Here is a 25366-nt window from a genome sequence, read left to right as displayed (position 1 = left end):
GATGCCGCGGCCCGAGCCCGCGGGGGAGCCGGACGGCCGCGACGCCGGCCGGGCGGCGGTGCGGCGCATCGTCGTGATGGGCGTCTCGGGTGCCGGGAAGACGAGCGTCGGCGTCGCGCTGGCGGACCGCCTCGGCCTCCGGTTCGTCGATGCCGACGACCTGCATCCGGCCGCGAACGTCGCGAAGATGCGGGCCGGGACGCCGCTGGACGACGCCGACCGGATGCCCTGGCTCGACCTCGTCGGCGCCGCCCTCGCCGAGGCGGCCGCGCCCGGCATCGTGGTGGCCTGCTCGTCGCTGCGGCGGGCCTACCGCGACCGCCTGCGCGTCACTGCTCCCGGAACGGCGTTCGTCGCGCTGGAGGGCGACCCGGAGCTGCTGGCCGAGCGCATCGGCGGCCGCACGGGGCACTTCATGCCCGCCGCGCTGCTCGACTCGCAGCTCGCGGCGTACGAGGCGCCCGGAGCCGACGAGCGAGCGGTGCGGGTCGACGTGGACGCCGGCGTCGACGAGATCGCCGGCACCGCGGCATCCGCCCTCGACCGGCTCGACCCGCCGGCACGCTGAGGCGCCGGCGACGCCGCCCGGCCGGTCACTTCAACTGGATCGAGATCGAGCCGTCGGCGCGGACCCGCGCCTCGAGGGCGAGCATGAACCCCTCGTCCTGCTCGAAGAGGTAGGTGCTGCCGTCGAAGAGCGACTGCGCCTCGAACGTCACGCGGGCCACGCCCGGGGTCGGCGGCATCTCGAAGGCGGACTCGCCCGGGACGAGCGTCACCGCGGGCGACTCGACGATGGTCCACGCCGGATCGGTGAGCACGCGATCGTCCACGTCGATCCCGAAGGGACAGCCGGCCGGCTTCAGCACGGGCTGGGTCGCGCACTGGTCGGTGAGGTACTCGTCGACCTTGGCCTGCACCCGGTCCACGAACTCCTGCGTGGGCAGCGCGTCCACGGTCGCCTCGGCCGGGGCGCCGGGCTCCGTGACGATCGTGTCGGGCACCGCCTCGAGCAGCGTCGACCGGTACCCGAACTCGTAGGCCGCGGGGGCGATCGCCAGGTACGGCGCCTGCTGGGTGAACGCCGCGAGCTCGTCGCCGCTCTTCGCCGCCCGGGTGTCGAGCGTGAGCGACCCGACGGTGAACATCGGACTGTGCGCCGCGGTGACCTGCACGACGGCGAGCGGGCTGGTCGCGAACTCCCAGCGGTGCAGCACGCCGTAGAGCGGGGCGATCGGCCGCACGGTGAAGGTGCTCTCGATGATCGACGACTCGATGCGGTAGCTCACCGTGACGACGCGGGCCCCCTGCTCGCCGGCCGGCTCGTCGCTGAGGACGCGGACGTCCTGCGGTCCCGAGGCGAGCACGCCCGACCGGAGCATCGCCGTCGAGACGTCCTCCGGCAGCCCAGCGCCCGCGAGGTCGGCGGGATCGAGGCGCACGCCCGGCGTGGCGGCGGCGCTCACGATGTCGTCGCGGGCGATCGCGTCGAGGTAGCGCTCGACGAACGCCGACGCGCCGTAGAGGGTCTGGTTCAGCCCGCCGAGCGCGGCGAAGAAGGCGCCGCCGAGCAGCACGGCCAGCCCCGCCCATCCCGCGACGGCCGCCGGCGACAGGCGCCCGACGCGTCTGCCCGAACTCCCCACGCGGCAAGTCTAGACAGCGCCTCCCCGGGAGACGGTCGTCCACAGCGCGGACGTCGGTCCACGGATGCCGCCGGCCGGGCCGGGCCGCCGGCGCGGCGGTCTACAGTGAAGACGCCGACGCGGCGCGCTTTCCCGCACCGCGGCATCCGCTCACCCCCGAAGGACCCCAGTGCACGACGTGACGCTCACCGCCGAGCAGGAGGCGGTGTTCCGGGCCATCGAGCACACCCGCGAGCACGTGTTCGTGACCGGCCGGGCCGGGACGGGCAAGTCGACGCTGCTGAACCACCTGAACTGGCACACCTCGAAGCAGATCGTCATCTGCGCCCCGACGGGGGTCGCCGCGCTGAACGTCGGCGGCCAGACGATCCACTCGCTGTTCCGGCTGCCGATCGGGGTCGTCGCCGACCGCGAGATCGACCAGAACGACGCGGTCCGCAAGATCCTCAACGCGGTCGACACGCTCGTCGTCGACGAGGTGTCGATGGTGAACGCCGACCTGATGGATGCGATGGACCGGTCGCTCCGGCAGGCCAGGCAGCGACCGCACGAGCCGTTCGGCGGGGTGCAGGTCGTGCTCTTCGGCGACCCGTACCAGCTCGCGCCCGTGCCCGGCTCGGGCGACGAGCGCCGCTACTTCGCCGACACCTACCGGTCGATGTGGTTCTTCGACGCGAAGGTCTGGCAGGAGGCCGACCTGCGCATCTACGAGCTCGGCGAGATCCACCGGCAGCACGACGACGCGTTCAAGCACATGCTGAACGCGGTCCGCCACGGCATGGTCACGGCCGAGATCGCGGGGGTGCTGAACGACGCGGGTGCGCGTCGGCCGCTGCCCGAGCAGGGCGCGATCACCCTCGCGACGACGAACGAGACGGTCAACCGCATCAACCGCGCGGCGCTGCACCGCCTGCCGGGACAGTCGCTGGCCAACGAGGCCGAGGTCGAGGGCGAGTTCGGCGGGCGCGGCTACCCGGCCGACGAGCGCCTCGAGCTCAAGGTGGGCGCCCAGGTGATGTTCCTGCGCAACGACACCGGCGGGTGGGGCGAGGCGCCGCGGTGGGTCAACGGCACGATCGGCACCGTCACCTCGCTCGACCGCGAGGTGCGGGTCGAGGTCGACGGCGAGGAGCACGAGGTCGAGCCCGCGACCTGGGAGAAGTACCGCTACACGTGGGATCCGCGCGCGAAGAAGCTCGAGCGCGAGATCGTGGCCGAGTTCACCCAGTTCCCCCTCCGCCTGGCGTGGGCGGTGACGATCCACAAGTCGCAGGGCGCGAGCTACGACACCGCGATCGTCGACCTCGGACCGCTGGTGTTCAGCCCGGGCCAGACCTACGTCGCGCTGTCGCGGCTGACCTCGCTCGACGGCCTCTACCTCGCGCGTCCGCTGGTGCCGCGCGACATCATCGTCGACCGGGACGTGGAGCGGTTCATGTCTGGCGCCCTGCGCGAGGTCGGCACCGCGGGCGACGCGTCCGCCTGACCGTCCGGCATCCGTTCGGGGGAGCGGCCGGGGGCGTCATCGCCACGCGCCCCCGGCCGCGTTCGGGCGGGTCAGTGCGCGTGACCCGGGTCGTGGGTGCCGTGCTGCCCGTGGGGCACGGCGAGCTCGCCCGCCTCGGTGGCCGCGAGGGCCGGCGTCGCGAGGGCCGACACGAGCGCGGCGCCGGCCGCGAGGCCCGCGAGGCCGAGGCGCGCCTCGCGCGCGGTGCCGCGCGGGGCGGGGGCGCGGAGGTCGTGGTCCGCGTCGCGCGCCGGCGCCCGTCGCGCGCGGACGGCGTGCGCGGCCGAGAACGCGACCGCGGCGGTGAAGGCGGATGCGGCGGCCAGGGGCAGGCCCGCGGCATCCGTCGCGGCGCCCGCGATCACCGCGCCGGCACCGGCGAGGAGCGCCACGACCGCGACGGCGAGCGTCGTGGCCGGTGCGAGGACGCGTCCCGCCCGGAGGGACAGGACGCCCCAGCCGAGCGCGGCGACGCCGAGCCCGGCCAGGACGACCTGCGGTGCACCCCCGGCACCGGCAGCGAGGGCCGTGAGCACGAGGCCGGCACCGAGCGCGCCGAGCATCGGCCACGTGCGGGTCATCGCCGCCAGTGCGTCCATGGCCGGCTCCCTAGGCCGTCGCCACGCGTGCGGAGCGCTCGGCTCCGAGTCCGACGCCGAGCAGCGCGATGGCGCTGGCGAGGTGGAGGAAGTGGTCGGCCGTGTTCAGCGCGAGGATGTTGGCGGCGGTGCCGGCGATGAAGAAGCCGACGATGCCGAGCAGCAGGTACGCGGCGCCGACCGTGGTGTTGACGGCCTTGGCCGCCGCGACGTTCGACAGGCCGGCGATGAGCAGCGCCGCTCCGATCGCGACGTGGGCGATGTTGTGCAGCGGGTTCACCTCGAAGATGCCGAGGAGCAGGCCGCCCTCGGTGGCGAGCAGCCCGACGCCGCCGGTGACGGCGAATCCGAGCAGGCCCACCAGGACGTAGACCGCGCCGAACGCGGTCGCGGCGATGCGGTTGGGTGAGTTCTTCATGGCGATGCCTCCTTGTCGTCGCGCGGCGTCCGCCGTGCACCGAGGGGTTCGGCGCGGGGCCGGATGCGGATTGCCCGGAGTCCGCGGGCCGGCCGTTCGGGGGACATCGCGCCGTCGCGGCGCAGGCGGCGTGGCCGAACCGTGATGCTGGGTCCGTGGCCGGACGCCCGCTTCGGGTTACAATCGCTGCGGACACACGGCGGGGGGCACGGTGGCTGGAGGACGGGCCGGCGTTCGGCGGAGGATCGCCACGACGATCGCTGCGGCGTGCTCGATGCTCCTCCTGGCCGGCTGCACGGGGTCGCCGCAGGCGGTGACCGGCTACGAGCAGGTCGACGCCGAGTTCGCGCCCGAGGTCGTCGAGCGTCTCGACGCGACCCTCGCGGAGGCGGTGCGGCTCAGCGGGTCGAGCGGCGGGGTCGCCGGCGTCTGGGCTCCGTGGTCCGGCCAGTGGACCACCGGCGTCGGCACGATCGGATTCGGCGAAGGCGCCGACGAGGTCACCGCCGACACGCGCTTCCAGCTCACGACGACGACGGGCGCCATCACCTGCGCGCTGATGCTCCGACTCGTCGACGCGGGCGTCGTGGAGCTCGACGAGCAGGTGGGCACCATGGTCCGCGGCGTGCCGGGCCTCGGCGACATCACGCTGGAGGACCTCTGCCGCCACCGGTCGGGGATCGCCGACTACTACCCGTCGCTGGAGCGCTTCTTCGCCGGCAACCCCGGGAGGGTCTGGCCGGCGACCGAGCTCGTCGCGAGCGGGATGGCCGCGAGCCGCTCGTTCGAGGCGGGCCGGGGCTGGGCCGAGTCCCGCTCGGGCGTGATGCTCCTCGCGACCGCGCTCGAGCAGGAGACGGGCCGGACCTGGGACGACCTCGCGGAGCAGTACGTGTTCGAGCCCCTCGATCTGACGGCCACGCGCATCCCGGCGGCGCAGGATACCGAGCACGAGGGGGCGCTCGGCGGATACACCTCGATGAAGCTCAGCGACGGCAGTCGGGACTGCGCGAACGTGCTCGACGTCTCCGGGCGATCGAGTTCGATCGGCGGCACGGCCGCCGGCGCGTTCTCGACGCTCGCCGAGGCGAAGGACTTCAGCGAGGCGTTCGCGAACGGCTCGATGTTCAGCGAGAACACGGCCCGGCGCGTCTGGACCACGCTTCCGCTGGGCGGCGAGACGCCGGCCTGGCAGACGCAGGGGATCGGCGCCATGCAGTTCGGGCCGATGCGCGGCCTGGCCGGCGCGAGCACGGGGGCGCTGACCGCGGTCTTCACCGAGCCCGAGACGGGGCTCACGGTCGTCGTGGCGCTGAACAACTCCTCGTCGGACGACGACCTCGTTCGGGAGGCCGCGTTCGCACTCGCCTCGATCGCGTCGAAGACCACGGCTCCGGGCGAGACGGTTCCGCCGCTGATCGAGCTGCCCTGGTCGTACGAGCAGGCGGTCGAGCGGATGACGGCGGCCGCGGCCTGCCCGCTCCCCGCCGACGGCGAGGCGCCCGCCGAGGAGCCGGCCACCGAGGGCTGAGGACCGGGCCGGGGACTTTCGACCCGCGCGGCCCGGCGCCCGACGCGTCAGACTACGGGCGAGGTGCCGCGCGACGGCGTGGCGGAGGAGGCGGCCATGTGCCGATGGCTGGCGTACTCGGGCGAGCCGCTGCGCACGTCGACGGTGCTCCTCGACGCCACCCACTCGCTGGTCGCGCAGTCGCTCGACTCCCCGCTCGGCGCGGAGACCGTGAACGGCGACGGCTTCGGCATCGGCTGGTATCCGCCGGGCGCGGTGGCCGGCAGCATCCCGGCCGTGTTCCACAGCGTGGAGCCCGCGTGGAACGACGAGAACGTCCGCGAGCTCGCCCGCGCGATCGAGAGCCCGCTGTTCTTCAGCCACGTGCGGGCCGCCGCGGGTCCGCCGATCCAGCGCACCAACTGCCATCCGTTCCGCTGGGAGAACTGGCTGTTCATGCACAACGGCTTCCTCGCGGAGTTCGCCAAGGTCAAGCGCGACCTCACCTTCGCGATCGACCCGTCGCTCTACCCGCTGGTGCACGGCACGACCGATTCCGAGGTGCTCTTCCACCTCGCGATCACCTTCGGCCTGGCCGACGACCCCGTGCAGGGGCTCACCGCGGCGATCGACCACGTCGAGCGGGTGGGGCGCGAGCACGGCATCCTGTTCCCGATGCAGGGCACGATCGCGGTCGCCGACGGCGCCACGATCTGGGCGCTGCGGTACTCCAGCCAAGGCCGGTCGCGCACCCTGTTCCACTCCGCCGACATCCCCACCATCCGCTCGATGTACCCGGACGCCGAGCGGCTCGCCCAGTTCGGCGAACACGCGCACGTCGTCGTGTCGGAGCCGCTGAACGACCTGCCGGGGGTATTCCTCGAGGTACCGGAGTCGACCATCGCCGTCCTCGACCGAGGGGGATACCACCATGAGCCCTTCCGATCCGCCGCCTGACGCACCGTCGCGGGCGCCCGCGACCGGGTCCGGGGACGACGGCGCGACGGATGCCGCGAACGCCTCGTGGACGGTCGTCATCGCGCTTTCGGCCGCGCAGTTCGTGATGGTGCTCGACAGCACCGTCATGAACGTGTCGATCTCGCAGGTGGTCGACGACCTCGGCACGACCGTGGCCGCGATGCAGGCCGCGATCACCTTCTACACGCTCACGATGGCGGCCCTCATGCTCGTCGGCGCGAAGCTCGGCGACGTCCTGGGCCGGCTGCGCGCGTTCGTGATCGGTGCCATCGTGTACGCCCTCGGGTCGCTCACGACCGCGCTCAGCCCGAACATCGTCGTCCTGTTCCTCGGCTGGTCGGTGGTCGAGGGCATGGGCGCGGTCCTCGTGATCCCGGCGATCGCCGCGCTCATCGCCGACAACTACCGGGGGAGGGCGCGGGTCACGGCGTACGCCATGATCGGGGCGGCATCCGGGGCGGCGGTCGCCGCGGGGCCGCTCATCGGGGGCTACCTGACGACCTACCTCTCGTGGCGCTACGTGTTCGTCGGCGAAGTGGTCGTGATGGCGGTCGTCGTGCTGTTTGCGCGGCGGATCGTGGACCGGCATCCGCCCCTGCGGGTGCGCATCGACCTGGTCAGCGTGCTGCTGTCCTCGGCCGGCCTGGTGCTCGTGGTGCTCGGGCTGCTGCAGAGCAAGACCTGGGGCTGGATCGTGCCGCTCCAATCCCCCGAGGTGAACGGGTACCCGATCGCGCCGTTCGGGATCTCGCTCACCACCTGGTTCGTCCTCGGCGGCGTCGCGGTGCTGGCGTGGTTCGTCCGCCGGCAGCGCCGTCTCGTCGATGCGGGCCGCGCGCCGCTGCTCGACGTGACGCTGCTGTCGATCCGGCGCCTGCGCAGCGGCCTCGGCGCGCTCGGCGCGCAGTACGCCGTCACCGCCGGCGTGTTCTTCATGATCCCCGTGTACCTCCAGATGACGCTGGGCCTCGACGCGCTCCAGACCGGGCTCAAGATCTTCCCGCTGTCGGTCTCGCTCATCCTCTTCTCGTTCGCCGGCACGCGGCTCTCGTCGCTGTGGTCGCCGCGCACGATCGTGCGGATCGGCCAGCTCGTCCTCGCGGCATCCGCCGTGGTGCTGCTCGCCTCGGTCGATGCCGAGCTCAGGTCGCCGGCGTTCGGCGTCGGCATGTTCACGGCGGGCGCCGCGCTCGGCCTGCTCGCGTCGCAGCTCGGCAACGTCAACATGTCGAGCGTCGGCGTCGAGAAGTCGAGCGAGGTCGGCGGCATGCAGGGCGTGTTCCAGAACCTCGGTTCGTCGCTCGGCACCGCGCTCATCGGATCGATCCTGATCGGCGCCCTCGCGACCGCGTTCGCCGGCACGGTCGCGTCGAGCGCCCTGCCGTACGACGTCAGGCAGGAGGTCGCGGCGGCCACCGAGGGCGGCGTCGAACTGGTGCCGGCGTCGTCGGTGCAGCAGATCGGCGAGGACGCCGGACTGTCGGAGGACGACGCATCGGAGCTCCAGCAGGCCTACGCCGACGCGCAGGTGCAGGCGCTCCGCATCGCCTTCGTCGGGCTCATCGCCATCGCGCTCGGCGCCCTCGCGTTCTCGTCGGGCATCCCGGCCGACGTGCCGGAGCGCGCAGGAGGGCGGCGCAGGGCCGAGCGCCCCGAAGCTGAGGAGGCGGCACCGTGACCGATCCCGACGACGTCTTCGACGCCGCAGACCGCGACGACTTCCCCGCACGCGCGGAGGCGGGCCGCGAGGCGCGCCGTCGCGTGCCCCGGTCGTCGCACGCCGGATGGGCACCGCCGCCGGATCGCCCCGACCCCGTCTCGCTGCTCGAGGAGCAGGCGGTCACGAGGGTGCCCGAGCTGGTCCCGATCCGCTACGCGCGCATGCTCGTGTCGCCGTTCACGTTCTACCGCGGCGCGGCCCTGATCATGGCCGCCGACCTGGCCGGGACGCCCGCCTCGGGACTCACCGCGCAGATCTGCGGCGACGCGCACCTGTCGAACTTCGGGGTGTTCGCCACCCCCGAGCGCGCGCTGATCTTCGACATCAACGACTTCGACGAGACGCTACCCGGGCCGTGGGAGTGGGACGTGAAGCGCCTCGCGGCGAGCTTCGAGGTCGCCGGGCGGCATCGGGGGTTCGATGCGGCCGTGCGCCGGAACGTCGTGCTCGAGGCCGTGCGCGGCTACCGCGAGCGGATGCGGCTGGCCGCCGAGGCCGGCGTGCTCGAGGCCTGGTACGACCGACTCGATGCCGCGCGGATGGAGGAGTGGGTCCGCGAGGAGCGCGAAGCGAACCGGGTCGGCGGCAAGCAGGTGAAGCGGACGGAGGCCGCGCTCGCGAAGGCGCGCACGCGCGACAGCGTCCGCGCGTTCACGAAGCTCGTCGAGGTCGACGGCGGGCGGATGCGGATCCGGTCGGATCCGCCACTCGTGGTTGCCATCGAGGACCTCGGGCTGGAGCCGGGAACGGGCGAGCAGGTCGAGGAGTGGATGCGGCGGATGCTGCGCGAGTACCGGTCCACGCTCCCGCTCGAGCGCCACCCTATCGAGGAGTTCCGGTACGTCCACCTCGCCCGGAAGGTCGTCGGCGTCGGCAGCGTCGGCACCAGGGCCTGGATCGTGCTGCTCCGCGGCCGCGACGACGCGGATCCGCTCATCCTCCAGGCGAAGCAGGCCGAGGCGTCGGTGCTCGAACGGTTCCTGCCGGAGAGCCGCTACGACAACCACGGGGAACGCGTCGTGCGCGGGCAGCGGCTCATGCAGGCGGCGAGCGACCTCTTCCTCGGCTGGCAGCGCGTCCTCGCCCCCGACGGGGTCGAGCGCGACTTCTACCTGCGCCAGCTCAACGACTGGAAGGGGTCGGCCGACATCGAGGTCATGCTTCCCAAGGGGGCCGAGATGTACGCCCGTGCCTGCGGCGAGACCCTCGCCCGCGCCCACGCCCGCGCCGGCGACCGCGTGGCGATCTCCGCCTACCTCGGCGGCTCGGATCGCTTCGACCAGGCGATCGCCCGGTTCGCGTCGGACTACGCCGACCAGAACGAGCGCGACTACGCGGCGTTCCGCGATGCCGTGGCATCCGGTCGACTCGTCGCCGCCGATCTCGGCTGAGCCGGCGACGACGCGATCGTGCGGCGGATGCTGCGGCATCCGCCCCGCCCTTGGTACGGTGCAGGCAGTCGACGGCGACCCTGGGAGGCGCGATGTCAGCAGCGGGCGGTCAGCACCGGCAACCTCGTGAGCAGTGGACCGGCCAGGTGGGGTTCATCCTGGCGGCGATCGGCTCGGCGGTGGGCCTGGGCAACATCTGGCGCTTCCCGGGGGTCGCGTACGAGAACGGCGGCGGGGCGTTCCTCATCCCGTACCTCGTGGCGCTGCTGACCGCGGGCATCCCGATCCTGTTCCTCGATTACGCCGTCGGGCACCGCTTCCGCGGCGCGGCGCCGACGGCGTTCCGGCGGCTCGGCGGCGAGAAGGGCCGGGCGCTCGAGGCGCTGGGATGGTTCCAGGTCGTCATCTGCTTCGTCATCGCCCTGTACTACACGGTGGTGATCGCCTGGGCGGTCAGCTACTTCGTCTTCTCGTTCGACCTGCGCTGGGGCGACGACACGGCCGGGTTCCTCGTCGGCGACTTCCTGCAGACCAGCGACCCAGGCTTCAGCCTGACGTTCGTGCCGAGCGTGCTGATCCCGCTCGCGCTGATCTGGGTGGCCGTGATCGTGGTGCTCGCCTTCGGCGTCGCGCGCGGCGTGCAGCGGGTGAACGTGATCTTCCTGCCGCTGCTCGTCGTGGCCTTCGCGGCGCTCGTGGTGCGCGCGCTGTTCCTCGACGGCGCGGCCGACGGGCTCAACGCGCTGTTCACCCCCGACTTCCCGGCGCTGGCCGATCCGAACGTGTGGATCGCTGCGTACAGCCAGATCTTCTTCTCGCTCTCGATCGCGTTCGGCATCATGATCACGTACGCGTCATACCGCCGCCGGCGTTCGAACCTGACGACGCCGGGGCTCGTGGTGGCGTTCGCGAACTCGTCGTTCGAGATCCTCGCGGGCATCGGCGTGTTCGCGACGCTCGGCTTCTTCGCCTTCCAGCAGGGCGTGGATGTCGCGGAGCTCGAGGGCCTCACGGGCGTCGGGCTGTCGTTCATCACGTTCCCGGCGATCGTCTCGCAGATGCCCGGCGGACCCATCTTCGGCATCCTGTTCTTCGGGTCGCTCGCGATGGCCGGCTTCACGTCGCTGCTGTCGGTGCTGCAGGTGGTCTCGGCGGGCTTCCAGGAGAAGTTCGGACTCTCGCCGCGGCAGGCGGCCGTCCGGGTGGGCGGGGTCGCCGCGGTGCTGTCGATCCTGCTGTTCTCGACGACCACCGGCCTCCTCGCCCTCGACACGGTCGACAACTGGGCGAACAACATCGGCATCGTGCTCTCGGCGATCCTCGCGAGCGTGTTCGCGTTCTGGGTGCTGCGCAAGGGCCCGGAGCTGCGCTACCACCTGAACAGTGTGTCGACCTTCCGGGTCGGCGGGATCTGGACGGTGCTCGCCGGCATCCTCGCCCCGGTGATCCTCGGCTACATGCTCATCTCGCGGATCATCTCGCTCATCGTGGACGGCTACGCGGACTACCCGGGTTGGTACCTGCTCGCGCTCGGCTGGGGGGCGGTCGTCGCGATCGCCGTCGGGGCGCTCCTGCTCACCGTGCTGCCGTGGCGCCAGAGCCCCGACGCGTTCCGCGCGTGGCCGCCGCTGCCCGACCACTCCCCGCCGCATCACGCGGCCGCCTCGACTGAAGGAGGACGGCGATGACCGCCACCGCGATCTTCTTCCTGGTCCTCGCGATCGTGCTCGTCTGGGGCGGGTTCACCGTGAGCGTGCTCTACCTCGCGCGCCGGCCCGACCGTCATGACTTCCCCGCGGGCGGCGAGGACGACCACCGGGAGGACGTCGCGCCCGTCGAGCGCGACACCTGACGGCCGTCGCCGCCGCGTCAAGGGGGCGGGTCCGGCTCGCCCTCGGCGGCGGACCCGGGCGATACTGTGATGCATCCGCAGCGCGGAGGGCGAAGGAGGATCCGGGATGACCGAGACCAAGGAGCGCAGCGGCCGGCTGCGCAGGTTCCACGACCGCTTCATGGTCGAGCATCGCTTCCTCTCGGCTGCGGCTCGCCGCAACCTGTACCTCACCGCGGCCGTGCTCGCCGTCGTCGGGCTCACGGGTTTCCTGATCGTCCTCGATTCGGTCCTCGAGGCCGACGACCTCTCCTACATCGACGAGCCGATCGAGACCTGGCTCGAGTCGGGCCGCGACGAGTGGCTCACCGTGCTGATGACGGTGCTGACGATCGTGTTCGGCCCGATCGTGATGCCCATCATCATCCTCGTGACCACGGTCACGTGGGGCGTGCTGGCCAAGCACGCCTGGCGGCCGATACTGCTGGCCGGCGGCATGATCCTCGGCGTGATCATGGTGCAGGTGCTCGCGCCGGTCATCGCCCGGGACCGCCCGCCCGTCGAGGAGATGATGATCGGCATCGACGAGACCTCCTCCTTCCCGTCGGGGCACGTCATGGGCGTCGCCGACTTCTTCTTCATCGGCACGTACCTCGTGTTCTCCCGGCACCGGCGCCCGATCATCACGGCGCTCGCCTTCGTCGCCGCGGCGTTCATCGTGCTGCTGACCGCGGCGTGCCGCATCTACCTCGGCTACCACTGGCCGACCGACGCGCTCGGCTCGATCTTCCTGTCGCTGGTGGTGCTCGGCGTCGTCATCGCGGTCGACACGTGGCGCACCGTCCGGGTCGGATCGCCCGAGCAGGTCAGGGAATCCGATGCGCGGCCGGAGGCGTGGGGCCGCGATGAGCACTGACGAGGCGGAACCGGGGCAGGCGAACCGCGCACCGGCGCCGCTGCGCGTCAGCCGTCGGCCGTGGGCGTGGACGGGCGTCATCGCGCTCGCCGTGGTGGCCGCGGTCGGCGTCGTCATCGTCATCAACCAGGCGAGGGAACCGTTCGCCTTCGAGTCCGCGTTGATGGGCGCGATCGTGGACGCACGCACGCCCCTGGTCACGTCCGTCGCGCTGGGGTTCGACTGGCTCGGGAGCGGGCTCGTCTCGAGCTTCGTGATCCCGGCGATCGTGGTCGTCGCGCTCGTGCTCTGGCGCCGCCCGTGGGGTGCCGGGTACTTCGTCGCCGCGATCGCGGCGAGCGGCCTGCTCACGCAGGTCGTCAAGGTCCTCGTCGGCAGGGTGCGGCCGGAGGACATCCTCGTGACCCCCGACTTCGGTTCGTTCCCCTCGGGCCATGCGTCGAACGCCGCCGTCATGGCGACGGCGTTCGGGCTGACCTTCATGCGCACGTGGGTGTGGGTGGCGGGCGCCGCGTATGCGGTGATCATGATGGCCAGTCGCATGTACCTCGGAGCCCACTGGGTGTCCGACGTGATCGGCGGGATGCTGCTCGGCGCCGGTGCCGCCGTGATCGTCTGGGCCCCGTTCGCCGAGAAGCTGTACCGCGAGAACCGGATGCCGCACCCGCCGCCGTGGCGGAGGATCGAGCGCACCCACGGTGGGTGATCGGATGCCGCGGTGGCTCCCGCCCGGCATCGAGACGGCGCGGCGCTATCGCCGCGCGTGGCTGTGGCCCGACCTGCGTGCGGGCATCGTCGTCACGGCACTGCTGATCCCGGCGGGCATGGGCTACGCCCAGGTCGCCGGGCTGCCGCCGGAGACGGGACTGTACGCGACGATCGTGCCCCTCATCGTCTACGCCGTGGTCGGCCCGTCGCGGATCCTGGTCCTCGGCCCCGATTCGGCGCTCGCACCGATCATCGCCGCGGCGATCCTGCCGCTCGCGCTGGGCGACGACGACCGCGCCGTCGCGCTCGCCGGACTGCTCGCGCTGATGGTGGGCGCGATCCTGCTCCTCGGCGGCATCCTGCGCCTCGGGTTCGTGACCGACCTGCTGTCGAAGCCGATCCGCGTCGGCTACCTCAACGCGGTCGCCCTGATCGTCATCATCTCCCAGCTGCCCACGCTGCTCGGGTTCTCGAGCGACGCCGAGTCGCCGGCCGGCGAGGTCGCGGCGGTCTGGCTGGGGATCACCGGCGGGCAGGTGCAGCCGCTCGCGCTCGCGTTCGGCCTGGGGTCGCTCGCGGTGATCGTGGTGCTGGCCGTCGTTCGCTCGCGCGTCCCCGGCGTGCTCGCCGCGGTGGTCGGAGCCATCGCGCTCACGGCGATGCTCGGCCTCTCGGACGAGCTCCCCGTCGTTGGCGCCCTTCCGCAGGGCCTGCCGGCGCCGGCGCTCGGGGGCCTCGAGTGGTCGGACGTCGCGGCCCTCGCGCTGCCCGCCGCAGGCATCGCGCTCGTCGCGTTCACCGACTCGGCGGTGCTCTCGCGCACCCTCGCCGCACGTCGCGGCGAGACCGTGAGCGGCAGCCGCGAGATGGGCGCGATCGGCGCGGCGAACCTCGCCGGCGGCCTCTTCGGCGGCTTCCCGGTCTCGGCGTCGGCGTCGCGGACCCCGGTCGCGGAGCAGGCGGGCTCGAAGTCGCAGCTGACGGGGGTCGTGGGCGCCGCGCTCATCGTGCTCTTCATGCTGCTGACTCCCGGGCTCACGGAGTTCCTGCCGTCGGCGACCCTGGCGGCCGTGGTGATCATGGCCGCATCGCGCCTCGTCGACGTGACGGGATTCCTGCGCCTGGCGCGGATGGACCGCGTCGACGCCGCGCTGTCGGCGGCGGCGTTCGTCGGGGTGTTCGTCTTCGGCGTGCTCGAGGGCATCGCGGTCACCATCGGGCTGTCCCTCCTGGCGTTCGTGAACCACTCGTGGCGGCCCTACCGCGCCGAGCTCGGGCGGGTGACCGGGCTCCGGGGGTACCACGACCTCTCGCGGTACCCCCGGGGGGCGCGGATCCCGGGCGTCGTGATCGTGCGCTTCGACGCGCCACTGTTCTTCGCCAACGGCGGGCTGTTCGACGACTTCGTCCGGTCGCGCGTCGAGGCCGCGGGGCCGGACGTGCGCACCGTGATCCTGGCCGCCGAGCCCATCACCGACGTCGACACCACCGCCGCCGACGAGCTCGTCGAGCTCGACGACTGGCTGACGGCGCGCGGCATCCGGATGGTCATCGCCGAGATGAAGGACCCGGTCGTCGACGTGCTGCGCGACTACGGACTGCTCGACCGGTTCACGCCGGACCGGTTCGCGCCGACCGTCGGCGCCGCCGTCGACGACGTCACCGGCACGCTGCGCGGCGACCTCGAGGGCACCAAGTGGGAGGCGGAGCCGCCGGTCCGGGACGACCGGGACGGGGCGGGGTGATCACCAGGTCGAGTCGCCCCGGATCACCACGTCCGATCCGCCGTCGATGAAGATGACCTGGCCGCACAGGTGCGCGTTCTCCTCGCTCGTCAGCCACGCGAGCAGGTAGGCGGCGTCGCGCGGCTGGAAGATCCCGCCGAGCGGCATCGGCACCATCTCCAGGATGGCGCGCCTGGCCTCCTCGGTGCTCGTGTACTCGGTCGTCATCGGCGTGACCACGACGCCCGGGGCGATGGCGTTCAGCGGGATGCCGGCGCCGGCCCATTCCGGCGTGGCCGCGTTGCGGCGGATCCACCTCGAGAGCGCCGCCTTGGTCGTGGCGTAGATCTGGTTGGCGACCTCGGGAGCCGATGCCTCGAGCTCGGCGCCGCGCGCCATCGCCGCCTCCTCGTCGCCGGCCAGCAGCGCCTCGGTGAGCGCGTCGTCGCCCGGGAAGAGCGACGCCATCGAGACCGTCGCGACGGCTCGGGGCGCCGGCGAGCCGGCGAGCAGGGGACGCAGTCCCTCGAGGGTCGCGACCGCGCCGAAGTAGTTCACGGCGACGGTCTTCGCGGTGGGGGTGGCGAGGCCGGCGTTGGCGATGACCGCGTCGATCGTTCCGCCGCTCTCCTCGCGGACGCGTTCGACGAGGTCGGCTCGGCCGTCCGCCGTCGACAGGTCGACGTTCACGTCGGTCCCGGCGAGATCGACGCCGATGACGCGGTGTCCGCGCTCGACGAGCAGCTCGGCCGTCGCCTTGCCGATCCCGCTCGCGGCACCGGTGATGACGTACGTGCGGGCCATGGGGTCCTCCTCGAGGTCGGGTTCGGGGACGCAGCGCTCGCGCTCGTCCGGATGCCACTCTGTCCCTGATCGCCGGGCGGTCGCGGGTCCTTGGGCCCGCGGGATGGTGCGCCGGGGGTGTGCGGTGCGCCGGGATGTGCCACGTTGGAGTCATGGGGGAGGGGAACGGCCACAGCGCGCGATACCGGGAGATCGCGGGCACGCTGCGCCGGCACAGCCTCGGGTTCCTGGTCGGGTTGCTCGGGGTCGGCCGGCTCGTGCCCTTCCGGCGCGCCTCGTCCGGCCGCAGCGACGATCGGGACCGCGATGCGGCGGCCGTGGGGGAGACCTCGCCGGAGCACCTGCGCCTGGCGTTCGAGGAGCTCGGCCCGACGTTCATCAAGCTCGGGCAGCTGCTGTCGACGCGGTCCGACCTCCTGCCGCCGGCCTACGTCGACGAGCTCGCGAAGCTGCAGGATGCCGCGCCGCCGGTGCCCGCCGCCGACATCCGTGCCGTCATCCGCCGGGAGCTCGGCGCGGAGCCGGAGGACGTCTTCGCCGAGTTCGACGACCGACCGCTCGCCTCCGCGTCGATCGGGCAGGCCCACACGGCGAAGCTGGCCGACGGCACGGCGGTCGTCGTAAAGGTGCGCCGTCCGGGCGCGGTGGCGCGCGTGCTCGAGGACCTCGAGATCCTGCAGAACCTCGCCGCGCGGGCCGCCCGCAACTGGGGGCCGGCGCGGGAGTTCGACGCGCCGGGCATCGTGGACGAGTTCGCGCAGACCCTCCGCGCCGAGCTCGACTACCTGCAGGAGGGGCGCAACGCGGAGCACTTCGCCGAGAGCTTCGCCGACGCCGACGACGTCATCATCCCGCGGGTGTTCTGGGAGCACACGACCTCGCGCGTGCTCACGCTCGAGCGGATGGGCGGCATGAACGTCGGCGACGCGGAGGCGCTCGACGCGGCCGGGGTCGACCGCAAGCACGTCGCGCGCCGCGGCGCCGAGATCGTGCTGCAGATGACCTTCGAGGACCGCTTCTTCCACGCCGACCTGCACCCCGGCAACCTGTTCATCCACGACGACGGCACCATCGCGCTCATCGACTTCGGCATGGTCGGCGCGATCGGCGAGGAGCTGCGCGGGCAGCTCAGCAGCCTGTTCGTGGCGCTGGTGCGCAGCGACGCCGCGCTCCTCACGGGCGCGCTGACGAGCATGTCGGTCGGGACGGCGACGATCGACCGCGAGATGCTGCGCGAGGACCTCCGCGTGTTCCTCGCCAAGTACCGGATGCGCTCGCTCAGGGAGACGCCCTTCGCGCGGATGATCGCCGACCTGTTCGCGATCCTCCGTGCCAACCGCCTGCGGCTGCCGCGCGAGATGGCCCTGCTGTTCAAGGCGCTGCTGCTCATCGAGGGGCTCGCGCTGCGCCTCGATCCCGACTTCCGCCTGGGCGAGTCGCTGGAGCCCTACGCCGAGCGGCTGGCGCGTGAGCGGCTGACCGCGACCGCCATCGCGCGCCGGATCGTCCGGGCGGGGGTCGACCTGGGTGAGCTCGCCCTCGTCGCGCCCGGGGTGCTGCGCCGGCTCGTCGACTCCGCCGACGGCAGCGGACTGCAGGTGCACCTGCGGGCGGCCGAGCTCGAGCCGCTGATGGGCCGTGCCGAGCGGATCGGCAACCGGCTCGTGGCGGGGATGATCAGCGCGGCGCTCATCACCGGAGTCGGCGGCATCGTGACGAGCGAGCGTCGGTTCCGCCGGTGGGAGGGCACGCTGCTCGGCACCGGGCTCGGGGTCATCGGCACGCTGGGCGGGTACCTGGCGTACACGGCGGCGAGGCGGCGGCGCCGCCCGCGCTGAGCCCGGGCCCGAGGGTCCTTCGGCCCCTCGGCGACGGACGCCGCGGCGTACCGTCGGTCGCGGAGGTGCGACATGGGCGACCGGGGTTCGAACGCAGGGGTGGCCGGCGGCGGCGGGGTCTACTTCCTCGCGATGATCGGCTCGTGGTTCTACTTCTTCTCCCGGGCCGACAGCTTCTGGGAGTTCGTCGGCGCGATCTTCCAGGGCCTGTTCTGGCCGGCGTTCCTGGTCTACGACCTGTTCGTCGCGCTCGGTGGCTGACCCGGACCTCAGCCGGCGCGCGGTCCTGATCGCCGGCGCGGCCGGTGCCGCTGCGGTCGCGGTCGGCGGGGGCGTGGCCCTGTGGAACCTCACGTCGGACGGGCCGGCCGTGCCGCCCGACGGTGCGACGACGGTTCCGGAGACGGATGCCGGGGACGCGCCCGACGGCGAGACGTTCGGCGAGCCCGAGGTGCTGGCGAGCGCCGACGGCCGGCTCGACCTGGAGCTCGCGGCCGCGATCGCGACGGCGACCGTCGGCGGCGCCGAGGTCCGCGTCCTCGCCTACGACGGCACGATGCCCGGGCCGACGCTGCGGGTCCGGCCGGGCGACCGCATCACGCTCCGGCTCCGCAACGACCTCGGCGCGGTGACCAACCTGCACACGCACGGCCTGGTGGTCTCGCCGGAGGGCGACAGCGACAACGTGTTCACCATGATCGAGCCGGGTACGAGCTTCGACTACGACTACCGGCTCGGCGACGACCATCCGGCCGGCGTCTTCTGGTACCACCCGCACCACCACGGCACCACCGCCGACCAGCTGTTCGGCGGCCTGTACGGCGCGATCATCGTGGAGGACGATGCCGACGAGGTGCCCGTCGCGCGCGAGCGACTGCTCGTCGTCGCCGACATCCGCTTCGACGCGAGCGGCGCGGTGGCGGCGGCGACCCGCTCCGACCGGATGCTGGGGCGCGAGGGCGACCTGGTGCTCGTGAACGGGCGGCTGCTGCCGACGATGGCCGCGGCCCCGGGAGCGCGCGAGCGATGGCGCATCGTGAACGCGTGCACGTCCCGGTACCTCCGACTCCGGCTCGACGGCCAGCGGATGGCACTGCTCGGCGTCGACGGCGCCAGGTACGCCGAGCCGCGCGAGCTCGACGAGTTCGTGCTGCTCCCGGGCAACCGCGCCGACGTGCTCGTCGAGCTCGTCGAGGGCGAGTCGGTGCTGCGGACGCTGCCGTTCGACCGCGGACGGATGGGGATGATGGGCGCGCCGCCGAGCGCGACGGAGGGTGCGGACCTGGTCCGGCTCACGGTCGCCGGCGCGGCGTCCGCGCCCGGCGGGTCGCTGCCGTCGGTGCCCGCGCCACGCGACCTCCGCGCCGAGTCGGTGACGGGCCGCCGGACCCTGACGCTCGCGATGGGCGGCATGGGGATGGGCGGCGGCATGGCCTTCACGATCGACGGGCAGGCCTTCGATCACGACCGCACCGACATCGAGGTCGACGCGGGCGCGATCGAGGAGTGGACGATCGTGAACACGAGCACGATGGACCATCCGTTCCACCTGCACGTGTGGCCGATGCAGCTCGTCGAGGTCGACGGGGTCCCGCTGGACCGCGTGGACGTGCGCGACGTGGTGCCCGTGCCCGCCCTCGGGCGCGTGGTCGTCCGCATCGCGTTCGAGGGCATCACGGGCCGCACCGTGTACCACTGCCACATCCTCGACCACGAGGACCTGGGCATGATGGGGATCATCCGCGTCGGCTGACCTCGGGCGGGACACGGGACCATCGGTCCGTCCGCCCTCGCCGCGCGCGGAGTAGCGTCGGCCTCGTCGTCGGTGCGGCGGCGTGACGAAGGGGGCGTCTCGTGGACCTGTGGGGCTGGATCTGGTTCTTCTTCTGGACGTTCGCCTACGTGGCGTACCTCATGGTGCTCGTCTACATCGTGATCGACATCTTCCGCGACCATGCGCTCAACGGATGGCTGAAGGCAGTGTGGATCGTCTTCCTCGTGTTCCTGCCGTGGATCACGGGGCTCGTGTACCTCATCGCCCGCGGCAGCGGGATGGCCGCGCGGTCGGCCCGGAGGCCGGTCGAGTACGAGAGCCGGACGGCGGAGGAGTACCGGAGCATCTCGTTCGCCGATCCGGCGGCGGAGATCGCGAAGGCCCAGGCGCTGCGCGACCAGGGCGTCATCACGGACGGGGAGTTCGAGGCGATCAAGGCCAAGGCGACGGGCGCGAGGTTCTGAGGCCGCCGCGGGTGCGGCTCGACCGGGTCCGCCGAGCCGTCGTCGTCTGCCTGGGAGTCGGCCGCGTGACGTTTTGACAATACCCCGGGGGTATTCGTACCATGGGTGCATGACTTCCAAGCGGTACCTCATCATCGGCGGCGTGGCCGGCGGCATGTCCGCCGCGACCCGCCTCCGTCGCCTCGACGAGCACGCCGAGATCATCGTCCTCGAGCGCGGAGGCTACGTCTCGTTCGCCAACTGCGGCCTGCCGTACTACCTCGGCGGCGTGATCGAGAAGCGCTCCAGCCTGCTGCTCCAGACGCCCGAGTCGCTCGGCAGCCGCTTCGGCCTCGACGTGCGCGTCCGCACCGAGGCCGTCGCGATCGACCGCGAGGCGCGCACCGTCACCGCGCGCGACCTCTCGACCGGCGACGAGACCGTGCTTGCCTACGACGCGCTCGTGCTCTCGCCCGGCTCGACGCCGATCCGCCCGCCCATGCAGGGCGGCGAGCGGATGCTCACCCTCTGGAACATCGACGACGTCGACGCCGCCATGGAGCGGCTCGAGACCGCACCGCGCAACGCCCTCGTCATCGGCGCCGGGTTCATCGGCCTCGAGATGGTGGAGAACCTGGTGCACCGCGGCCTCGACGTCACCCTCGTCGAGCTCGCCGACCAGGTGCTGCCGCCCGTCGACCCCGAGATGGCCGGTCCCGTCGCCCAGCGCCTCGTCGACCGCGGCGTCGACGTACGCCTCGGCACGAAGGTCGTCGCGATCGGACCCGACACCGCGACGCTCGACGACGGCTCCGTCGTCCCCGCCGAGTTCGTGCTCGGATCGGTGGGCGTCCGCCCCGAGACCTCGCTCGCGGCATCCGCCGGACTCGAGCTGGGCGAACGCGGCGGCATCCGCGTCGACGACCGGCTGCGCACGAGCGACCCGCACATCTGGGCCATCGGCGACGCCGTCGAGAAGGTCGACGCGATCACGGGCGAGCACCGGATCGTGGCGCTCGCGGGCCTCGCGAACCGCCACGGCCGGCTCGCGGCCGACGCCATCACCGGGCGCGACATCCGCGTGCGCGACGCGCTCGGCACGGCCGTCGTCGGCGTCATGGGCCTCACCGTCGCCGCGACCGGATGGAACGAGAAGCTGCTGCGCGCGCGCGGCCGCGACATCCGGGTGTTCCACACCCACCCCGCCTCGCACACGGGCTACTACCCCGGCGCCGAGACCATGTCGCTGAAGCTCCTGGTCGACGCCGAGACCGACGCCATCCTCGGCGCCCAGGGCGTCGGCGGAGACGGCGTCGACAAGCGCATCGACGTCATCGCGACCGCGATGGCCGGCGGCCTCACCGCCTCCGAGCTCGCCGAGCTCGAGCTCGCCTACGCACCGCAGTACTCGTCGGCGAAGGACCCGGTCAACATGCTCGGCTACGTCGCCATGAACGCGGCCGACGGGCTCACCCCGTCGATCCAGTGGCACGAGGTCGACGCGGCGGTCGACGCGGGCGCGACGGTCCTCGACATCCGGACCCCGGGCGAGGTCGCCGGCGGCGCCATCCCCGGCTCGCTGCGGATCCCGCTCGACGAGCTGCGCGACCGCCTCGACGAGCTGCCCCAGGGCCGGCTCATCGTGCACTGCAAGGTCGGCCAGCGCGGCCACACCGCCGTGCGCCTGCTCGCGCAGCACGGCCGGGACGCCGTCAACCTCGACGGCGGCTACCTCACCTGGAAGGCCGGCGTCGACGCACGCGAGCTCGTCGCCGACGCCGACCGCGCCGCGGCCTGACGCCGCGTCGGCGACCACCGACCAACGAACCATCCACACTCAAAGGAGAACCACCATGTGCAGCCCCGTCACCTGCGATGTCTGCGGCAAGACCACCTGGGCCGGCTGCGGCCAGCACGTCGAGGACGTCAAGGCCTACGTGCCCGCCGAGCAGTGGTGCGACGGCGACCACCGTCGCTGAGCCCCCGCGACCCGACCCCCACCACGAGGAGACACACCATGTGCCGAGCCGTCACCTGCCGCAAGTGCGGCAAGACCACCTGGGCCGGTTGCGGCCAGCACGTCGACCAGGTCATGCGCGGCGTGCCCCGCACCGACCGGTGCGCCGGGCACGAGAACGAGCCGTCGACGGGCTTCTTCGCCCGCCTGTTCGGGCGCTGACCTGCTGAGGCGATCGACGATGGAGGAGGATCCGGCCGCGGGCCGGGATGTCGGACCCCGACACCCCGGTGAGCAGGGTCCTCCTTCGTCGCTGCCGCCGGGCGCCGCTCGCGACCGCGTGCGCGCGGCGCGAGCCGAGGCCGTGCAGGCATGGTCGGCGACGATGGGCGACGCCACGTCGTGCGCGCTCGCGAAGGACGGCCGCTCCTATCCGGCCGGCAAGTACCACGAGGGCCGCGTCGCCGCCCTCGGCGAGCTGATGCGGCGCGTCGGCGCAGAGACGGATGCCGCGACCGCGGCCGGGCTCGCCCGCGAGCTGTCGGCCGACTGGACGTCGCGCGTGCTCCCCGGCGCCGGGTCCAACCGCGACTGGGAGAGCTACCGGGCGGGCGCGGTCCACGCGCTCGACGCGTTCGCGGGCGCCTGAGATCGGTTCGCGGCGCCCAGCGGACGGCGCCTGTGGATGACCGGCGGCGGTGACTCCGCTGCGGGCCTACACTCCCTCGGGTGTCCGACCACGAGTCCGCCGCCGCTGCGCCATCCGGCCTCGGCGGGACCGCGCGCCTGCATCGGGCTGCGAGTCCTCGAACGGCCGCGCCCGACGCCTTCGCGTCGATCCTCGCGGCCGCCCGGGCCGGAGCCCGCTGGGCGTGCACCGAACTCTGGGCGGCCTACGCGCCGGGCGTCGCGGCCTTCCTGCGGGCGCGCGGGTCGCTCGAGCCCGACGACCTCACGAGCGAGGTCTTCCTCACCGTGTTCGATCGACTCGGCGCCTTCGAGGGTGGAGAGGCCGAGTTCCGCTCCTTCGTCTACACCATCGCCTACCGGCGTCTCACCGATGAACTGCGCCGCCGCGGGCGTCGAGGCGTGCACGAGCCCTGGTCGGCGGAGACCGATCCCCGACAGGTGCCGAGCGCCGAGGAGGACGCCCTGCGCAGCCTCGGCGACGCCGCCGCGTTCGACCTGCTCGACGGGCTCTCACCCGACCAGCGCGACGTGATGGTGCTCCGCATCGTCGCGGACCTCACCGTGGAGCAGGTCGCCGAGGTGCTCGGGAAGCGACCGGGTGCAGTGAAGGCGCTCCAGCGGCGGGCGCTCGACGCGCTGCGCAGGAGATTCGCGCGGGCCCGTACCCCTCGAGCCGCGTCCGGCGATGACAGGGAGTGAGATGGAGAACCGACGGATCACCGACGACGAGGCAGCGGCCCTGCTCGGCGGGCGCACCCCCCACGCCCGCGAGGAGCTGTTCCCCCTCGCTGCGGCCGTCGCCGAGTTCCGGCGGTCCTCTTTCGGGACGCCACCGCGGCCCAGCCCCGCGGTGGCGTCCCGGCTCGACCTCGAACGGTTGTCGGGCATCTCGTATCCCCCGGAAGAGCACCCGAACGCGGCGCCGACCCTGTCGATGCGATCGACGGCGCCGAGAAGCAGGAGAAGACGAGTGGCATTCGAGTGGTTCGCGGGCCTCGGCCTCGCAGGCAAGATCGCGATCGCCGCGTCGGCGGCGGCAGCCGTCGGCGTGGGCGGCGCAGGCGCCGCAGGCGCCGTGGGCGCGCTGCCGGAGCCGGCCCAGGTGATGTTCGAGCAGGTGACCGGCGCCCACCCCGGCGGCGAGCACGTGAGCGAGTCGGGTCTGGAGCACAGCGAGAAGGGCCTCGAGACCGCCGAGGAGGCGCGCCAGAACGGCGAGGAGCACCGCGAGGCAGGCCTCGAGAAGGCGGCCGAGCAGGCGCAGCAGGGCCTCGAGACGGCGGGCGAGAAGGCCGGCGCCGGCCTCGAGACCGCGGAGGAGAAGGCCTCGACCGGTGCGGAGGCCTCCGACGGCGCGGCCGGTGGCGGCGCCGAGCAGTCGACGGACGCCGGCGACCGCGGCGCCGAGACCGCCGACGAGAAGGCGGGCGACGCCAAGGACGGCGCCGGGCACTGACCCGACTCTGAACGACGTGGGCCCCAGCCGTTCGGCTGGGGCCCACGTCGTTCAGGCGGGGTCGCTCACTTCTTGAACTGGAAGTTCGCGGTGTGCTCCGTGCCGTCGACGAGCTTCAGCGTGAGGGTGCCGCAGCTTCCGGCCCAGCTCTTCTCGGTCTTCCAGACGTAGACGTACTGGTCGGCGACCGGGTCGTAGCTGAGGCTGCTGCCGCCCGCGTTCACCGTCTCCTCGATGGCGTCCACGTTGGTGAGCGCGCTGCAGCTGTAGCGCTGCACCTTCGGGTAGCCGGCGGCGATGATGTCGAGCCCCTGGTCGCCGCCGAGGCTGAACTTGATCGGCACGGCGCTGCCGGCCTTCACCGAGTTCACCATGTCCATGTCGACCGGACGGAAGAATCCGTCGAAGTCGAAGACCACGGAGTAGCCGCATGTGGCCTCGAGCGACGCGTTCCCGGCGATGTCGACCACCGTGCCCGCAGCGACGCTCGCGGTCTTCGCACCGACGCTGGAGGTGTCGAGCGTCACCGATCCGCTCACCGCGTAGACGCCGGCGTCGATGCCCGAACCCGGCATCGGGTCCTCAGCGGTCCACGTCGCCGAGGCCGGCGTTCCGAGGATGATCGGCGCCGTGGGGCAGACGAGGGTCACGACCGGGGGCGTGTTCTCGGTCACGAAGTAGTCGCACGAGGTGGCCTCTGACTGGTTGCCGGCGGCGTCGGCGATGAACCCGGCCGGCAGTGACGCGGTCGCGGCACCGTAGGCCGAGGTGTCGAGGTCGATCGAGCCGCTGGTCTCCGTGCCGTCGGCGAAGCCGGTCTCGTCGGTCGCCTCCCAGGTCGCGGACGCGGGCTGGCCGAGCAGCACCGGGTCGGTCGGGCAGGTGAGCACGACCACCGGCGGGGTGGTGTCCTCGGGGCCGCTGTCGCAGGAGAGGACGTTCCAGCGCACGTTGACCGACTTGGTCTGCGTGAGGGTCGCGCCCGTCGTCACGGTTCCGGACGCCCGGTACGTCACGACCGCGCTGTCCGGGCCCTCCACGGCCGACTTCACTGAGATCGTCGAGGAGGCCGGCGCGCTCTCCCAGTCGGATCCGGCCGGCTGCGATGCCCACGTCGACGACAGGGTCACCGTCGACGGTGCCGGAGCCGACGCCCCCACCGCCACGCCGGAATCGACGGTGGCGGCGACCGACACCAGCGAGAACGCGATCGTGCTGCCGCTCTGGTACACCCGACCGGAGTTCAGGTTGGCGTTGCGCTCGACGACCATGTCGACGTCGCGCGTCGCCTCCACGTCGCACTCGACGTCGCCGAAGTCGAGGTAGGTCACGCCGTCCTCGACGACGAGGTCGTCGTAGTCGAGCGCGAGGTCGTCGGCGTACGCGACCGTGCCTCCCAGGATGAGCGCGGCCGACGCCGCTACTCCGATCACGAGCTTCCCCCAGCGTCGCATGG

26 protein-coding genes are annotated in these 25366 nt (G+C 72.7%); 21 read left to right on the top strand and 5 right to left on the bottom strand.

The features are described from left to right. Position 1: 1 nt before the first annotated feature. The gene (locus ACUY4T_RS05445; RefSeq protein WP_446017899.1) at positions 2–568 is read left to right on the top strand and encodes a gluconokinase; all 567 of its coding nucleotides are present in this window, start codon (positions 2–4) and stop codon (positions 566–568) included. A 25-nt stretch (positions 569–593) separates the two neighbouring features. On the opposite strand, the gene ACUY4T_RS05440 is transcribed toward ACUY4T_RS05445, so the two are convergent. Next, the gene (locus ACUY4T_RS05440) at positions 594–1646 is read right to left on the bottom strand and encodes a hypothetical protein (protein ID WP_446017898.1); all 1053 of its coding nucleotides are present in this window, start codon (positions 1644–1646) and stop codon (positions 594–596) included. 169 nt (positions 1647–1815) lie between these two features. On the opposite strand from ACUY4T_RS05440, the gene ACUY4T_RS05435 reads away from it, so the two are divergent. Further along, positions 1816–3132, top strand: a complete 1317-nt coding sequence (locus ACUY4T_RS05435) for an ATP-dependent DNA helicase (protein ID WP_446017897.1) — start codon at positions 1816–1818, stop codon at positions 3130–3132. Positions 3133–3203: 71 nt separating this feature from the next. On the opposite strand, the gene ACUY4T_RS05430 is transcribed toward ACUY4T_RS05435, so the two are convergent. Beyond that, complete coding sequence (locus tag ACUY4T_RS05430; protein WP_446017896.1) at positions 3204–3752, bottom strand: hypothetical protein; 549 nt, start codon at positions 3750–3752, stop codon at positions 3204–3206. A gap of 10 nt (positions 3753–3762) precedes the next feature. Beyond that, a complete protein-coding gene (locus ACUY4T_RS05425) occupies positions 3763–4170 on the bottom strand; it encodes a DUF4383 domain-containing protein (protein WP_446017895.1) in 408 nt (135 codons plus the stop codon). Positions 4171–4444: 274 nt separating this feature from the next. On the opposite strand from ACUY4T_RS05425, the gene ACUY4T_RS05420 reads away from it, so the two are divergent. The 9 genes from ACUY4T_RS05420 (at position 4445) to ACUY4T_RS05380 (ending at position 14969) form a co-directional block, all read left to right on the top strand. Then, positions 4445–5701 (top strand): serine hydrolase domain-containing protein, encoded by a 1257-nt coding sequence (locus ACUY4T_RS05420; protein ID WP_446017894.1) that lies wholly within the window; start codon positions 4445–4447, stop codon positions 5699–5701. 96 nt (positions 5702–5797) lie between these two features. Further along, entirely contained in the window at positions 5798–6637 is an 840-nt protein-coding gene (locus ACUY4T_RS05415; protein ID WP_446017893.1) for a class II glutamine amidotransferase, read from the top strand. After that, the gene (locus ACUY4T_RS05410) at positions 6612–8336 is read left to right on the top strand and encodes an MFS transporter (protein ID WP_446017891.1); all 1725 of its coding nucleotides are present in this window, start codon (positions 6612–6614) and stop codon (positions 8334–8336) included. Before ACUY4T_RS05415 ends, ACUY4T_RS05410 begins: the two co-directional genes overlap by 26 nt. Beyond that, positions 8333–9769: a DUF2252 domain-containing protein gene (locus tag ACUY4T_RS05405; protein ID WP_446017890.1), complete on the top strand. Its 1437-nt coding sequence runs from the start codon at positions 8333–8335 to the stop codon at positions 9767–9769. Before ACUY4T_RS05410 ends, ACUY4T_RS05405 begins: the two co-directional genes overlap by 4 nt. Positions 9770–9861: 92 nt before the next feature. Beyond that, a complete protein-coding gene (locus tag ACUY4T_RS05400; RefSeq protein ID WP_446017889.1) occupies positions 9862–11457 on the top strand; it encodes a sodium-dependent transporter in 1596 nt (531 codons plus the stop codon). Further along, positions 11454–11621, top strand: a complete 168-nt coding sequence (locus ACUY4T_RS05395) for a methionine/alanine import family NSS transporter small subunit (RefSeq protein WP_446017888.1) — start codon at positions 11454–11456, stop codon at positions 11619–11621. The genes ACUY4T_RS05400 and ACUY4T_RS05395 overlap by 4 nt, the downstream gene beginning before the upstream one ends. 106 nt (positions 11622–11727) lie before the next feature. Beyond that, a complete protein-coding gene (locus ACUY4T_RS05390; RefSeq protein WP_446017887.1) occupies positions 11728–12516 on the top strand; it encodes a phosphatase PAP2 family protein in 789 nt (262 codons plus the stop codon). After that, complete coding sequence (locus tag ACUY4T_RS05385) at positions 12506–13222, top strand: phosphatase PAP2 family protein (RefSeq protein ID WP_446017886.1); 717 nt, start codon at positions 12506–12508, stop codon at positions 13220–13222. Before ACUY4T_RS05390 ends, ACUY4T_RS05385 begins: the two co-directional genes overlap by 11 nt. A gap of 4 nt (positions 13223–13226) precedes the next feature. After that, positions 13227–14969 carry a SulP family inorganic anion transporter gene (locus tag ACUY4T_RS05380; RefSeq protein WP_446017885.1) on the top strand — a complete coding sequence of 581 codons (1743 nt, stop codon included), beginning with the start codon at positions 13227–13229 and terminating at the stop codon, positions 14967–14969. Here ACUY4T_RS05380 and ACUY4T_RS05375 read toward each other — a convergent pair whose 3' ends face one another. Next, positions 14970–15752, bottom strand: coding sequence for an SDR family oxidoreductase (locus tag ACUY4T_RS05375; RefSeq protein ID WP_446017884.1), 783 nt, complete (start codon positions 15750–15752; stop codon positions 14970–14972). A 152-nt stretch (positions 15753–15904) separates the two neighbouring features. Here ACUY4T_RS05375 and ACUY4T_RS05370 point away from each other — a divergent pair, with 152 nt between their 5' ends. The 10 genes from ACUY4T_RS05370 to ACUY4T_RS05325 all read left to right on the top strand — a co-directional run bounded on the left by ACUY4T_RS05370 (position 15905) and on the right by ACUY4T_RS05325 (position 23910). Next, entirely contained in the window at positions 15905–17590 is a 1686-nt protein-coding gene (locus tag ACUY4T_RS05370) for an ABC1 kinase family protein (protein WP_446017883.1), read from the top strand. Positions 17591–17662: 72 nt separating this feature from the next. Further along, the gene (locus ACUY4T_RS05365) at positions 17663–17851 is read left to right on the top strand and encodes a hypothetical protein (RefSeq protein ID WP_446017882.1); all 189 of its coding nucleotides are present in this window, start codon (positions 17663–17665) and stop codon (positions 17849–17851) included. After that, a complete protein-coding gene (locus ACUY4T_RS05360; RefSeq protein WP_446017881.1) occupies positions 17844–19343 on the top strand; it encodes a multicopper oxidase family protein in 1500 nt (499 codons plus the stop codon). The genes ACUY4T_RS05365 and ACUY4T_RS05360 overlap by 8 nt, the downstream gene beginning before the upstream one ends. Positions 19344–19444: 101 nt before the next feature. Next, positions 19445–19828 carry an SHOCT domain-containing protein gene (locus ACUY4T_RS05355; protein ID WP_446017880.1) on the top strand — a complete coding sequence of 128 codons (384 nt, stop codon included), beginning with the start codon at positions 19445–19447 and terminating at the stop codon, positions 19826–19828. Between the two features lie 109 nt (positions 19829–19937). Beyond that, entirely contained in the window at positions 19938–21605 is a 1668-nt protein-coding gene (locus ACUY4T_RS05350) for an FAD-dependent oxidoreductase (protein WP_446017879.1), read from the top strand. A gap of 55 nt (positions 21606–21660) precedes the next feature. After that, positions 21661–21786 (top strand): DUF8730 family Cys-rich protein, encoded by a 126-nt coding sequence (locus ACUY4T_RS05345; RefSeq protein WP_446017878.1) that lies wholly within the window; start codon positions 21661–21663, stop codon positions 21784–21786. 38 nt (positions 21787–21824) lie between these two features. After that, entirely contained in the window at positions 21825–21986 is a 162-nt protein-coding gene (locus tag ACUY4T_RS05340; protein ID WP_446017877.1) for a DUF8730 family Cys-rich protein, read from the top strand. A 163-nt stretch (positions 21987–22149) separates the two neighbouring features. Then, complete coding sequence (locus tag ACUY4T_RS05335; RefSeq protein WP_446017876.1) at positions 22150–22413, top strand: hypothetical protein; 264 nt, start codon at positions 22150–22152, stop codon at positions 22411–22413. A gap of 80 nt (positions 22414–22493) precedes the next feature. After that, positions 22494–23153 (top strand): RNA polymerase sigma factor, encoded by a 660-nt coding sequence (locus tag ACUY4T_RS05330; protein WP_446017875.1) that lies wholly within the window; start codon positions 22494–22496, stop codon positions 23151–23153. 1 nt (position 23154) lies between these two features. Then, a complete protein-coding gene (locus ACUY4T_RS05325; RefSeq protein ID WP_446017874.1) occupies positions 23155–23910 on the top strand; it encodes a hypothetical protein in 756 nt (251 codons plus the stop codon). Positions 23911–23975: 65 nt separating this feature from the next. Here ACUY4T_RS05325 and ACUY4T_RS05320 read toward each other — a convergent pair whose 3' ends face one another. Continuing rightward, entirely contained in the window at positions 23976–25364 is a 1389-nt protein-coding gene (locus tag ACUY4T_RS05320; protein WP_446017873.1) for a PxKF domain-containing protein, read from the bottom strand. Positions 25365–25366: the final 2 nt, after the last annotated feature.

The sequence above is a fragment of the Agromyces arachidis genome (assembly GCF_052805135.1).
The sequence above is the reverse complement of the archived record's forward strand: the minus strand, read 5'-3'. Positions and strand labels throughout refer to the sequence as shown.

What these genes read in the sequence shown, in the direction of transcription:
- ACUY4T_RS05445 (WP_446017899.1), top strand. Translation starts at nt 2, where the DNA reads ATGCCGCGGCCCGAGCCCGCGGGGGAGCCGGACGGCCGCGACGCCGGC.
- ACUY4T_RS05430 (WP_446017896.1), bottom strand. Translation starts at nt 3,752, where the DNA reads ATGGACGCACTGGCGGCGATGACCCGCACGTGGCCGATGCTCGGCGCG.
- ACUY4T_RS05425 (WP_446017895.1), bottom strand. Translation starts at nt 4,170, where the DNA reads ATGAAGAACTCACCCAACCGCATCGCCGCGACCGCGTTCGGCGCGGTC.
- ACUY4T_RS05420 (WP_446017894.1), top strand. Translation starts at nt 4,445, where the DNA reads ATGCTCCTCCTGGCCGGCTGCACGGGGTCGCCGCAGGCGGTGACCGGC.
- ACUY4T_RS05415 (WP_446017893.1), top strand. Translation starts at nt 5,798, where the DNA reads ATGTGCCGATGGCTGGCGTACTCGGGCGAGCCGCTGCGCACGTCGACG.
- ACUY4T_RS05410 (WP_446017891.1), top strand. Translation starts at nt 6,612, where the DNA reads ATGAGCCCTTCCGATCCGCCGCCTGACGCACCGTCGCGGGCGCCCGCG.
- ACUY4T_RS05400 (WP_446017889.1), top strand. Translation starts at nt 9,862, where the DNA reads ATGTCAGCAGCGGGCGGTCAGCACCGGCAACCTCGTGAGCAGTGGACC.
- ACUY4T_RS05395 (WP_446017888.1), top strand. Translation starts at nt 11,454, where the DNA reads ATGACCGCCACCGCGATCTTCTTCCTGGTCCTCGCGATCGTGCTCGTC.
- ACUY4T_RS05390 (WP_446017887.1), top strand. Translation starts at nt 11,728, where the DNA reads ATGACCGAGACCAAGGAGCGCAGCGGCCGGCTGCGCAGGTTCCACGAC.
- ACUY4T_RS05385 (WP_446017886.1), top strand. Translation starts at nt 12,506, where the DNA reads ATGAGCACTGACGAGGCGGAACCGGGGCAGGCGAACCGCGCACCGGCG.
- ACUY4T_RS05380 (WP_446017885.1), top strand. Translation starts at nt 13,227, where the DNA reads ATGCCGCGGTGGCTCCCGCCCGGCATCGAGACGGCGCGGCGCTATCGC.
- ACUY4T_RS05375 (WP_446017884.1), bottom strand. Translation starts at nt 15,752, where the DNA reads ATGGCCCGCACGTACGTCATCACCGGTGCCGCGAGCGGGATCGGCAAG.
- ACUY4T_RS05370 (WP_446017883.1), top strand. Translation starts at nt 15,905, where the DNA reads ATGGGGGAGGGGAACGGCCACAGCGCGCGATACCGGGAGATCGCGGGC.
- ACUY4T_RS05365 (WP_446017882.1), top strand. Translation starts at nt 17,663, where the DNA reads ATGGGCGACCGGGGTTCGAACGCAGGGGTGGCCGGCGGCGGCGGGGTC.
- ACUY4T_RS05350 (WP_446017879.1), top strand. Translation starts at nt 19,938, where the DNA reads ATGACTTCCAAGCGGTACCTCATCATCGGCGGCGTGGCCGGCGGCATG.
- ACUY4T_RS05345 (WP_446017878.1), top strand. Translation starts at nt 21,661, where the DNA reads ATGTGCAGCCCCGTCACCTGCGATGTCTGCGGCAAGACCACCTGGGCC.
- ACUY4T_RS05340 (WP_446017877.1), top strand. Translation starts at nt 21,825, where the DNA reads ATGTGCCGAGCCGTCACCTGCCGCAAGTGCGGCAAGACCACCTGGGCC.
- ACUY4T_RS05335 (WP_446017876.1), top strand. Translation starts at nt 22,150, where the DNA reads ATGGGCGACGCCACGTCGTGCGCGCTCGCGAAGGACGGCCGCTCCTAT.
- ACUY4T_RS05325 (WP_446017874.1), top strand. Translation starts at nt 23,155, where the DNA reads ATGGAGAACCGACGGATCACCGACGACGAGGCAGCGGCCCTGCTCGGC.
- ACUY4T_RS05320 (WP_446017873.1), bottom strand. Translation starts at nt 25,364, where the DNA reads ATGCGACGCTGGGGGAAGCTCGTGATCGGAGTAGCGGCGTCGGCCGCG.